This window comes from Neobacillus sp. NPDC093182, assembly GCF_044754045.1.
In genome coordinates this window covers 83,932-95,444 of record NZ_JBIVOI010000003.1, presented here as the reverse complement: position 1 = coordinate 95,444, position 11,513 = coordinate 83,932, and the positions used below count along the sequence as shown (strand labels likewise).

The following is an 11,513-nucleotide window of genomic DNA, read 5'->3' as shown; positions in this document are numbered from 1 at the left end:
AAGGTCACACCAATTAAGAGGGAAATATATGTTTACTAAAAAGAACAAACAAAAAAAATTCACATTAGTCCGTAAAAGAGTTCCATTTTTATTTATTTTACCGTGGATCATCGGTTTTATTGTTTTTACATTAGGACCTTTAGTTTTTTCATTAGTGATGAGTTTGTTTGATTGGCCAATTGCTGGCGAAGCGAAGTTTATTGGATTTGATAACTTTAAGACGATGTTTACGGCTGATCCACAGTTTTATGATTCACTCGTCATCACCTTGAAATTCGCATTAATCTTTGTTCCATTAAACCTCTTTGTTGCTTTGGTGCTTGCCCTGCTTATCACGCAGCCAATCAAGGGAATAAAGATTTTCAGGACCATCTTCTATCTTCCGGCCGTTGTATCCGGTGTAGCTGTGTCCATTATATGGGGTTGGATGTTTAACTCTGAGTATGGAGTTTTAAATTATATATTATCTTTGCTTGGAATTGAAGGACCAAACTGGCTGATTGATCCTAAGTGGGCAATCATAACGATTGTGATTGCAAGTGCTTGGGGAGTCGGAACGATGATGTTGGTCTTCTATACGGATATTAAAGGGATTCCACATGAAATGTATGAAGCTGCGTCCATAGATGGGGCTGGTCCTATCAGGCAGTTTGTTAGTATTACGATTCCTACAATTACACCAACGATCCTATTTAATGTCATCACTTCTGTTATAGCAGCATTGCAGCAATTAACGTTAGTGTTGCTTTTAACAGGGGGAGGACCATTAAAATCGACTTATTTCTATGGACTATTTGTCTATAACAATGCATTTAAGCACCATGAACTTGGTTATGCAAGTGCTAATGCTTGGTTTATGTTTATCATCATTCTACTATTGACGATGTTAATCTTTAAGTCATCCTCTGCGTGGGTATTTTACGAGGCTGAAGTGAAAAAGGAAAAAAAGAGAGGTAAAAGAAAATGAAGATAACGCGAAAACATAAAATCATTGTTTACAGCATTCTTGTCCTCTTTTCTCTTTATTTTCTGTTTCCTTTTATTTGGGCATTCATCACAGCGATTAAATCAGAAACAGAAGTATTTAGCTTTCCACCAAAATTCGTACCTGATATACCACTATTTAGTAATTTTATAGATGCTTGGAATAGCCAGCCGTTTGGAACGTATTTTAAGAACTCGATGATTGTTACTGTATTGACAACAATCGGTCAACTTATCTCCTGTTCTTTAGTTGCATATGGTTTTGCAAGGTATGATTTTAAATATAAGAATATTCTCTTTATCCTGCTTCTATCAACAATGATGATTCCATGGGATGTTACGATGATTCCGCTTTATATGGAATTTAACATGTTTGGCTGGATCAATACATTAAAACCACTGATCGTCCCAGCCTTCTTCGGCTCAGCTTATAATATCTTTTTGCTAAGGCAGTTTTTAATGAATATTCCTAAGGATTTAGAAAATGCAGCGAGAATTGATGGAGCAAATGAGTTCCAAATCTTTTATAAAATTTTCTTACCTATCATGAAGGCTCCATTAACATTGATTGCTGTATTAAATATCATTTTGGTTTGGAATGACTACTTAGGACCACTTATTTATTTGAATGATCAATCTAAATATACAATGGCACTTGGTTTAGCTTCATTCCAAGGTGTACATGAGCTTCAAATTATTCCTATTATGGCAATGACTTTGGTTATGATCATTCCGCCAGTCATCGTTTTTGCCTTTGCACAGAAATATATTGTGGAAGGAATTAGCGGCTCAATCAAGTAATAAAGTTCGGAGGAAGAAAACATGCAACGTGAAATGAAGAGATGGGAAAATATCCATCTTACGGCACTAAACAGGCTTCCGGCACATTCTGATTTTTACAGATACCGTGCAATTGATGAGGCATTACAATATAAAAAAGAAAATAGTAAGGGATATACGTCACTTGATGGTGAGTGGAAGTTTCTATTTTTGGAGGCACCTGAATTTTCACCAGTGAATTTTGAAACAGAAGAATTCGAAATTGAAGATTTAGATGATATAACTGTGCCGTCGTGCTGGCAATTAAAGGGTTATGGAAATATGCATTATACAGATGTATTATATCCTTTTCCTATAAATCCGCCTTTTGTACCTCAGGATAATCCAACAGGAATCTATTTCAAAGAAGTTTATTTGGAAGATATAAATGAAGAAGAAAAAATCATTGTTAAATTTAACGGTGTGGATTCAGCTTTTGATCTTTATGTGAATGGTCATCATGCAGGCTACAGTAAAGGCTCAAGAATGCCATCAGAGTTTGATCTTACTGAGTACGTCAAAAATGGAAAAAATAGATTTACAGTTAGAGTTTACCAGTTTTCAGATGGAACCTATTTAGAAGACCAGGATATGTGGTGGCTTTCAGGAATCTTTAGAAGTGTGGAACTGTATAGAATAAACAGAGATACGCTTGAAGATGTTTTCATTGAAACGTTGCCGGACGAAGATTTTAAAGATTTTACATTAAAATTAACCGGGAAGTTTTTAACGAGCGAAACTAAGGCAGTATATGTAAAGCTTTTTCAAGGGGGAAATGAGGTAGATTCCTTCCCTGTAAATGTGGTTAATGGTGAATTCCAAGTGTCAAGGGAAATGGTGGACCCATTATTATGGAATGCAGAGGAACCAAATCTCTATATGGCTATTTTGGAGTATGAATTAGCCAGTGGAGAAAAAGAAATTGTTCCGTTGCGATTTGGCGTAAGATCAATCGATATTATTGAAAATGAAATGAGAGTGAACGGAAAAAGAATTTTCTTTAATGGTGTAAATCGACATGATTTTAATCCGAGAATGGGCAGAACGGTAACCTACGAGGATATGCTGCAGGATGTCATCTTAATGAAGCAGCATAATATAAATGCTGTAAGAACGGCCCATTATCCAAATAATGATGTTTTTTATGACCTTTGTGATGAATACGGACTCTATGTGATTGATGAAACAGATCTTGAGTGCCATGGCTTTGAAAACACTGGTAATTATAATTGGATTAGTGACAATGAGTTATGGGGAAAGCAGTACGTAGACCGTGCCATTAGAATGGTGAAAAGGGACCGAAATCATCCAAGTGTCATCATTTGGTCCTTAGGCAATGAATCTGGTCAAGGCAGAAACTTCACAGCGATGTATCAAGCCATAAAAGAAATCGATTCTACTAGATTAGTACATTATGAAGGAGATCGACATGCTGCCTATAGTGACATGTATACTACCATGTACACTAGATTAAAAGCACTTGTAGAAATTGGCCAGGATTCTGAAGGCAAAAAGCCGCATATCTTATGTGAATATGGGCATGCAATGGGAAATGGACCTGGCGGGCTGACAGAATATCAAGAAGTAATGAGAAAGTATCCACGATTACAGGGTGGATTCGTCTGGGAATGGTATGACCATGGTATCGAAAGTGTGGATGAGGATGGAAATGTTTTTTATCTATACGGTGGAAATTACGGGGATTTTCCTACAAATGGGAACTTCTGCATCGATGGACTCGTATTCCCTGACCGGACGCCATCACCTGGACTGGTTGAATACAAAAAGGTGATCGAACCAATTGTATCGGAAGCAGTAGACCTTAATCAGCTCAAGATTAAGTTGAAAAATAGATATGACTTTAGAAACTTAGAAGGAATTCATTTGAACATTAAGGTAGAATCCTTCGATAATTTAATAGAAGAAAAGAATATTAATCTTCCATCTATTAATGCTCAGGACGAAGTGGTATTAACACTGCCTATTAATCTTACAGAAGCCTTGAATCACGATGATGTACGCATTAAATTAAGTTATTCAGAACCCAGGAGTACTCTTTATGCAAGTGAAGGTCATCCAATTACCAGTGAAAGTTTTTTACTAGAATCGACAAAGGTGAAAAAAATGGTCGTAACTAAACATGAGGGTGGAACAACGATTTCCACTAAGGAAAATTTTGGTCAGCTGCTGCTAGAGAGTGAACATTTTAAAACGGTTTTTTCAAAGATTCATGGAGTACTCGTGTCCCATAAATTAAATGGGGAAGAAATAATCGAAAAAGGTCCTGAACTGACACTCTGGCGAGCGGTTATTGACAATGATATGTATAAGAAGGATGCTTGGATTAATAAATACTTTCTAAAAAATGCAAAGGAACAATTGGTTTCCTTTGACTATCAAATAAATGAAGGTTATGCAGATATAGAAATCAATAAATATCTATCGAGTGTCAATCAAGCATGGGGCTTTCATTTGACTTATCATTATCGGATCACCCAAGAGGGTGTGTTAAACCTTCAACTAAAAGGCTCTAAAATTATTAGAGGTAAAGAGATTCCTGACTTACTTCCTAGAATCGGAATTACGATGCATCTAAACAAAGAGTATAATGATGTAACATGGTATGGCAGAGGCGATTCGGAAAGTTACCAAGATAGTAAAAGAAGCCAAAGTATTGGCCTTTACCATAAAAGTGTTGAGGAAATGCATACGGATTATGTATATCCACAGGAAAATGGTTCAAGATGTGATACTTCTTTCTTAGCGGTAACAAAGGGGAATCAGTCCATCCTCTTTAACTTTAAAGAAATCAGGGATTTCACCATCCATGACTATGAAACTAGCGCTTTAGAAGAAGCAACACACCGAGGTAAAATTAAAAAGTCGCCATTCAATGTGTTAACCATCGATTATAGACAAAGCGGTCTTGGGAGTAATAGTTGTGGTGAGGAACAACTTCCAAACTATCGAGTGGGAATAGAAGACTTTGAAATCGGTCTAGAAATTAGGAATGTTCATAAAGACGATATAGTAGAAGAAAGTAAATACTTTAGAGCTAGATAAAGTATTAAAAGCAGGGGCAACCCTGCTTATTTGAAATGTTATAGCTATAGTTGATCAAATTTAGAGGAGAAATAGGATGAAATTAGACATTAAAGAAATACCCTTTTCAAGATATGGATCCTATTTTTGTATCTCACAAGAAAAGGATAATGAGGCTGTATTTATAAGAGACGTTCATGGCGGCGATGACGCACCATCGAAGCTTTTTCAAGTGGATATTGTAAAAGATGGAGTGGAAATGGATTACATCATACGTGCTTCAGAGATTTCCGTATCCTTCTATTTAAAGGACCAACCGGAGTGTGTTGCGGAAATCATTATTCCTGAAGAAGATGAACTCCATATTAAAGTACAGGATGTTGAACTAAGGCTGCGAGCAACAAAAGGAAAATATGATTCTTTAATGGAATTAGAAGATGGAATGTACGAATACCATATCTATCCTAAGGAATTAAAATTAATGATTATGAACTTGAATGGTGAATTGTCTGTTAATGCGCCATGGAATATTATCGGAAACGATTATATTGATATGCGTTTAAAAAATGGGCATTTCGTGATTGAAAGCTATCGAACCGTTTATCAAAAAAAGGAATACCTTTCATTTAGCCAAGGGAAAGAACAAGTAGAGGTGGCATACAAAGAATGGTTTGATTCCATGAAAAAGGGATATGAACAAGCGGTATATCTGCCTTCCTTGGAGAGGGCTTCCTATATTACATGGTCGAGCGTCGTCCATCCAGATGGAGTCCTAAAAGATTATGCGATGTATATGTCGAAGTTGTGGATGTATAATATTTGGTCATGGGATAATTGCTTTAACGCATTAAATTTAGGTGAACAGTACCCGGAACTCGCATATGCACAATTAAAGATTTTTATGGACACCCAAGATGAATCTGGTGCCTATCCCGATTTTGTGAATGACAAATTCATTTCATACAATTGTATAAAGCCTCCGATATTTGCTTACGTCTATGAACAGCTGATGGAGAGAAATGACTACTTTAAAGACGAACAGCGTTTGAGACGTGTATATGAGTCTACTAAGAAAGTCATGACCTATTATGAAGAATATCGTACTTATCAGGATAGGCTGCCACACTATAAACACGGGAATGATTCTGGCTGGGATAATGCTTCTCTTTTTCATGTGGGGATGCCAGTGGAGGCACCAGACCTTGCAAGTTTCATAATACGTTCGTTTGATATTCTCTCCTCCTTTGCTGAAATGTTGGGAGAAAAAGAGGAAGCTGAGAGATTTAAGAATCAGGCAGACTCTTTGTTTAACCTATTAATTGAGAGACTGTATGATGGTGAGGGCTTTTATGGGCGAGTGGGCAAGAATGGTGAGAAAATTAAGATTAGAAGCAGCTTAATTTTAAGACTTCCAGTAATCATTGGCTATCGCTTGGATAAAGGCATCATGGACCACCTCGTGTCGGATCTTGAAGCCAACTTTGAAACAAATTTTGGTCTGGCTACTGAGTGTGTAAAGAGTAACTATTATCGGGAAAATGGATATTGGCTCGGTCCAATCTGGGCGCCTGTGACGTACCTGTTTATCCATGCATTAAAGAATAATGGCTATAAAGAGGCAGGGAATCGTCTAAGAGATAAGTTTTTAGACCTTACGCTTACAGGAGGGATGGCGGAAAATTTTGATCCGTTAACTGGTAAAGGGTTAGTAGATACATCCTTCACATGGACATCAAGTGTATTTCTGCTGCTATTAGAAGATAATCTTAGGGGTGATTAAATGCAAAAGTATATGGGAGAAATCGCTCTTACGATTACAGCCATTATATGGGGAAGCGGATTTGTTGCCAGTGCAATCGCGTTGGAGCACTTTACTCCCTATCAGATTCTGGCGGGAAGATTTATTATAGGGACAATCATTTTAAGCATAATTTTCCATAAAAGGCTGAAAAATATTAATAAAAGTACTATTATAAAAGGGGCTGTATTGGGGATCTTTTTATATTTGGCCTTTGCCCTGCAAACAGTGGGCCTTCAATTTACAACACCTTCAAAAAATGCCTTTTTAACGGCAGTGAATGTTGTGATCGTTCCTTTTATTGCATTTGTCATGTATAAACGAAAAATTGATATTTATGAATTAGTTGGTGCAATCTTAGCTATGATTGGGGTCGGCATCTTATCTCTTAAACTCTCTGCTGACATTAATATCGGAGACTTGCTGACACTGGGCTGTGCGTTTGGATTTGCCTTCCATATATTTTATACTGCAAAATATGTTAAAGATTCAGACCCTGTTTCCTTAACACTCATTCAAATGGTGACAGCGGCAATAATAGGGAGTATTGTGGTTGTTTTCAAAGGAGAAACATCTGTTGTTATGGAAACGGAAGGTTTGTTCTCCCTTCTCTATCTAGGTATCTTCTCAACAACGATTGCTTATCTATTGCAAACTGTTGCTCAAAAAATGATAACAGAAACAAAGGCTGCAATTATTCTTTCAACAGAATCTTTTTGGGGAATGGTTTTTTCCGTTGCCATATTGGATGAAGCAATGACGATAAAAATGGTGCTTGGTGCGATCCTTATTCTATGTGCCATCATCATTTCAGAGACCAAATTACCTTTTTTAAAAAAGAATAGATTAAAGGAAATACGTAATTGAATCGTAGCGAGATAAAAAAACAAGCAGGTAGGGAGAAATAATGGCCACAATAAAAGATATAGCCAATTTAGCTAATGTTTCAATCACTACTGTTTCAAGAGTGTTAAATTATGATGAAACATTAAATGTCTCTCCAGAAACGAGAAAAAGGGTTTTTGAAGCAGCTGAGGAATTAGCCTATGTGGTGGTTCCGAAGAAGAAGCAAAAGAGCAAATGGAAAATAGGGTTATACGATTCCTTCTCACTCGAGGAAGAATTAGTAGATACTTATTACTTGTCGATAAGGGTTGCTTTGGAAAAAAAGTTAAAAAGTAGAAGCATTGATTTTTTCAGAATTGACAAGGAAGGCAATGAGGCGAATCTCAATAAAATTGATGGAATCTTATGCCTAGGAACCTTCAAAAGCAAGGATATTGAAAAAATTAAAGGTTTTAATAAACCTTGTGTCTTTGTTGATTCCAATCCAGACGAATATTATTTTGATTCCGTTGTGATCGATTTCAACTCTGCGACCAGAAATGCTCTTAACTATTTAACTGAACTTGGTCATGAGAATATTGGCTTTATCGGCGGAGTAGAAACCGATATGTATGGGAATCGATTTAAAGATTTAAGGCAGGATGTTTTTGAAAATTATTTAAAGGAAAAAAATATTTTCAAAGAGGAATTAGTTAGAATCGGTGGATATGATCCAAAGGACGGATATTCCAATTTAAGAGAAATGCTAACATCTGAACCTAAACCAACAGCCGTATTTGTGGCGAATGATACGATTGCAGTCGGGTGCTATAAAGCGGCATATGAACTAGGGGTTAAAATTCCCGATGAATTAAGCATTGTTGGTTTTAACGATGTAGCCACAGCGAAATATATGGTTCCACCTTTAACAACGGTTAAACTCTATACCGAAATTATGGGTGAAACGGCTGTTGATTTACTGATAGAAAGACTGTCCTCGAAAAGGGAAGTTAGTAAAAAAATAACGATTAATACAAAATTAATTGTAAGAGAAAGCGCTGCAAGTCCTCAAAAGATAAAATGAAATAAAATATAAACACAAGCGCCCAGCGACAAACTTATGTCACTGGCGTCTTATTATTTTGATTCTGCCGCTTTTCTTTCTTTGAATTCTGCTTTGATTTGAGATAATGTATCAGCGTCTGTAATCAGTTTTAAAGCGGTTAGTGCAAGAGCTTTAGCACCAGTGATCAGAGCTTGGTCTCCTTTAGGGGAGGCTGCTGCTTCTCTAAATGGTACCGTATGGTCCAGCTCCAGCGCCTAGGGGTTCTCAGGTCTAAGCCAATCCGTCAAGAAGGTTAAAGAACAACCTTCTCGCCGGCTCGTCTTATGCCTGTCGCCCCAGGAAAAATTGAACTGCATTTTTCCCTTATCAAGGCGCTTCCGCTTTCTTTTTACCATCCAATGTTGCTAAGTGGCACGAATGTTGGGATCATGTTGCCCTTGTACTCTTTTTCAATAAATTTTGCTGTATCTTCAGATTGGTAAAGTTCTGCTAATCTCTTATATGTTTTGTTGTCTTTGTCTTTTGCTTGGACAGCAATAATATTAAGGTAAGGGGTAGCAGTTTCACTTTCATGGAAAATCGCATCTTCTAATGGGCTAAGACCTGCATCACCAGCAATCCCGTTATTGATCACAGAAGCGGCAACGTCTGGCAATGCTCTTGGTGTTTGCGCTGGTACAACTGCGACAAATTCAATGTTTTTAGGGTTATTTTTAATTTGCGTAAGATTACCATTTGGGTCGAAATCTTCTGGTAATTCAATGAGTCCAGCTTCTTGAAGAAGTAATAATGCACGGCCTTGATTGGATGCATCGTTCGGAACGGCAATTTTTGCACCATCCGGAATGTCTTTGACATCTTTGTATTTTTCAGAGTATATTCCCATTGGGGCAAGGACGGTAGTCGCGATTGGCACTAGGTCTAATTTGTGTTCTTTAATAAATACATCAAAATAGGCAACGGTTTGGAATGCATTAACATCTATTTCTCCTTCTGCAAGAGCTGTGTTGGGAGCAACGTAATCGGAGAATGAAACGATTTCGATATTGATTCCCTCTTTTTCTGCTTTTTTCGCTACAAAATCCCAAATACGTGTATCGGTTCCGCTAACACCAAGCTTAACGGTAGTTGATTCTTTAACCTCTGATGTTTTTTCAGCGCAGCCAGCGCCAATAATCGCTAATGTAATAATAATGATGGATAGTAAAAGTTTTTTCATAGTCGTTTTCCTCCTAGGTTATCTTCGTCTGATTTTTTTTGCTGCTATATTTCCAAATGACTGTAGACCTTGTACGATCACAATCAGAATTCCCACTGTAATCATCATCGTGACAGTATCAAAACGCTGGTAGCCATATGTAATGGCCAAATCCCCAATTCCACCGCCGCCGACTGCGCCAGCCATTGCCGACGCCCCAACAAGACCGATGGTCGCAATGGTAAGGGCAAGAACTAGTGAGCTGAGTGCTTCTGGAATTAGAAATTTACTAATAATTTGCCATGGGGTTGCGCCCATTGCCTCTGCTGCTTCAATGACACCAGGATCAACCTCTAGTAAGGAATTCTCTATCAATCTAGCAATATAGGGTCCTGCATAGAACACGAGAGGAACAACTGCTGCTGCTGTTCCAATTGAAGTTCCAACAATCAACCTTGTCACGGGGATCATGGCAACCAATAAAATAATGAACGGAACGGATCGAAAAATATTAATAATTCCATTCAATACATTAAAAAACGGCAGATTCTGAAGCAGATGGCCTTTCCGTGTTACGACGAGCAAGATTCCCAGCGGCAGTCCAAGGATGGTTGAGAACAAGAGTGAGAAAGCGACCATTTGGACCGTTTCAATTAAAGCAGAAATAATTTGCTCTGAGTTAACTAGCATGTGCTGTCACTTCCTTTATGCTGATTTTCTTCTGGTTAATATAGGTTAATGCACGGATGACTTCTTTGTCAGAGCCTTGGAACTCAACAATTAAGTTTCCAAACGGTGTGCCTTGAAGCTCAGTAATGGTTCCGAACAATACATTAATATGAATATCAAACTGCTTGGCAAGTTCGGAGAGCAGAGGCTGCCCGGCTGAGCTGCCTACAAAATTGATTCGGAAAACCTTTTGCATTCCGTCATGTTTTTGAATGATATCTTTTATAGAATCAGGGATATGGTCGTTCATGACGGAGCTTACAAAGTTCTTTGCCGTCTCCGTTTTAGGAGATGAAAAGACGTTAAACACCGTGCCTTCTTCGATAATTTTACCCGCTTCAATCACCGCCACTCGGTCGCATATTTCTCTGATGACCGCCATTTCATGGGTAATGATTAGAATGGTTATGTTGTATTCCTTATTGATTTTTTTCAACAGCTGTAAAATGGAGCTGGTTGTCTGTGGATCGAGTGCAGATGTGGCCTCATCGCAAAGTAGAATGGATGGCTGTGTTGCCAAGGCTCTTGCAATGCCAATTCGCTGCTTTTGTCCGCCTGAAAGCTGGTCAGGATAATAGTCCGCTTTGTCTGCTAACCCGACAAATTCTAGTAATTCCTGAACGCGCTTTTTAATCGCATCCTTGGGAACTTTGGCAAGTGTCAGGGGCATTGCCACGTTGGAAAACACTGTTTTTGAGTTTAATAGATTAAAGTGCTGAAAAACCATTCCAATATTTTTCTTAATCTCACGGACTTCTCTGACAGACATAGATGTGAGGTCATGACCATCGACGATTACCTTTCCAGAGGTTGGACGCTCTAGTAAGTTTACACAGCGGATAAGTGAACTTTTACCGGCACCGCTAAACCCGATCACTCCGAAAATCTCTCCCTTATTAATCTTCAAATCAATTCCATTCAATGCAGCAACCTGCTGTCCGCCACTTTCATAAACCTTTTTAAGTTTCTGAAATTCGATCATGGTATGTAACTCCTTTTTTGGGAAGTGTCCCGTTTTTGGTAAAATAAAAAACCCTCTTCTTGGAAACAAG

General features: G+C 38.0%; 9 protein-coding genes and 1 pseudogene. 6 read left to right on the top strand and 4 right to left on the bottom strand.

Annotation, left to right across the window (positions count from 1 at the left end; all coding sequences use genetic code 11):
* The first annotated feature begins 28 nt into the window (after positions 1-28).
* From ACIQAA_RS07900 to ACIQAA_RS07875, 6 genes are all read left to right on the top strand, one after another.
* Complete coding sequence (locus ACIQAA_RS07900; protein WP_402617355.1) at positions 29-967, top strand: carbohydrate ABC transporter permease; 939 nt, start codon at positions 29-31, stop codon at positions 965-967.
* Positions 964-1,785, top strand: a complete 822-nt coding sequence (locus ACIQAA_RS07895; RefSeq protein ID WP_402617353.1) for a carbohydrate ABC transporter permease — start codon at positions 964-966, stop codon at positions 1,783-1,785. Before ACIQAA_RS07900 ends, ACIQAA_RS07895 begins: the two co-directional genes overlap by 4 nt.
* A 21-nt stretch (positions 1,786-1,806) precedes the next feature.
* Positions 1,807-4,866 (top strand): glycoside hydrolase family 2 TIM barrel-domain containing protein, encoded by a 3,060-nt coding sequence (locus tag ACIQAA_RS07890; RefSeq protein ID WP_402617350.1) that lies wholly within the window; start codon positions 1,807-1,809, stop codon positions 4,864-4,866.
* 76 nt (positions 4,867-4,942) lie between these two features.
* A complete protein-coding gene (locus ACIQAA_RS07885) occupies positions 4,943-6,625 on the top strand; it encodes an amylo-alpha-1,6-glucosidase (protein ID WP_402617347.1) in 1,683 nt (560 codons plus the stop codon).
* Positions 6,626-7,510: a DMT family transporter gene (locus ACIQAA_RS07880; protein ID WP_402617344.1), complete on the top strand. Its 885-nt coding sequence runs from the start codon at positions 6,626-6,628 to the stop codon at positions 7,508-7,510.
* 40 nt (positions 7,511-7,550) lie between these two features.
* Entirely contained in the window at positions 7,551-8,552 is a 1,002-nt protein-coding gene (locus tag ACIQAA_RS07875; RefSeq protein ID WP_402617341.1) for a LacI family DNA-binding transcriptional regulator, read from the top strand.
* Positions 8,553-8,605: 53 nt separating this feature from the next.
* Here ACIQAA_RS07875 and ACIQAA_RS07870 read toward each other — a convergent pair.
* The 4 genes and pseudogenes from ACIQAA_RS07870 to ACIQAA_RS07855 form a co-directional block, all read right to left on the bottom strand.
* Positions 8,606-8,773, bottom strand: a pseudogene (locus tag ACIQAA_RS07870) (amidohydrolase); the annotation flags it as partial.
* 149 nt (positions 8,774-8,922) lie between these two features.
* Positions 8,923-9,753, bottom strand: a complete 831-nt coding sequence (locus ACIQAA_RS07865) for a MetQ/NlpA family ABC transporter substrate-binding protein (protein WP_402617338.1) — start codon at positions 9,751-9,753, stop codon at positions 8,923-8,925.
* Between the two features lie 18 nt (positions 9,754-9,771).
* Complete coding sequence (locus tag ACIQAA_RS07860; RefSeq protein WP_402617335.1) at positions 9,772-10,422, bottom strand: methionine ABC transporter permease; 651 nt, start codon at positions 10,420-10,422, stop codon at positions 9,772-9,774.
* Positions 10,412-11,443, bottom strand: a complete 1,032-nt coding sequence (locus ACIQAA_RS07855; RefSeq protein ID WP_402617332.1) for a methionine ABC transporter ATP-binding protein — start codon at positions 11,441-11,443, stop codon at positions 10,412-10,414. The genes ACIQAA_RS07860 and ACIQAA_RS07855 overlap by 11 nt, the downstream gene beginning before the upstream one ends.
* Between the last annotated feature and the right edge of the window lie 70 nt (positions 11,444-11,513).

What these genes read in the sequence shown, in the direction of transcription:
- ACIQAA_RS07900 (WP_402617355.1), top strand. Translation starts at nt 29, where the DNA reads ATGTTTACTAAAAAGAACAAACAAAAAAAATTCACATTAGTCCGTAAA.
- ACIQAA_RS07895 (WP_402617353.1), top strand. Translation starts at nt 964, where the DNA reads ATGAAGATAACGCGAAAACATAAAATCATTGTTTACAGCATTCTTGTC.
- ACIQAA_RS07890 (WP_402617350.1), top strand. Translation starts at nt 1,807, where the DNA reads ATGCAACGTGAAATGAAGAGATGGGAAAATATCCATCTTACGGCACTA.
- ACIQAA_RS07885 (WP_402617347.1), top strand. Translation starts at nt 4,943, where the DNA reads ATGAAATTAGACATTAAAGAAATACCCTTTTCAAGATATGGATCCTAT.
- ACIQAA_RS07880 (WP_402617344.1), top strand. Translation starts at nt 6,626, where the DNA reads ATGCAAAAGTATATGGGAGAAATCGCTCTTACGATTACAGCCATTATA.
- ACIQAA_RS07875 (WP_402617341.1), top strand. Translation starts at nt 7,551, where the DNA reads ATGGCCACAATAAAAGATATAGCCAATTTAGCTAATGTTTCAATCACT.
- ACIQAA_RS07865 (WP_402617338.1), bottom strand. Translation starts at nt 9,753, where the DNA reads ATGAAAAAACTTTTACTATCCATCATTATTATTACATTAGCGATTATT.
- ACIQAA_RS07860 (WP_402617335.1), bottom strand. Translation starts at nt 10,422, where the DNA reads ATGCTAGTTAACTCAGAGCAAATTATTTCTGCTTTAATTGAAACGGTC.
- ACIQAA_RS07855 (WP_402617332.1), bottom strand. Translation starts at nt 11,443, where the DNA reads ATGATCGAATTTCAGAAACTTAAAAAGGTTTATGAAAGTGGCGGACAG.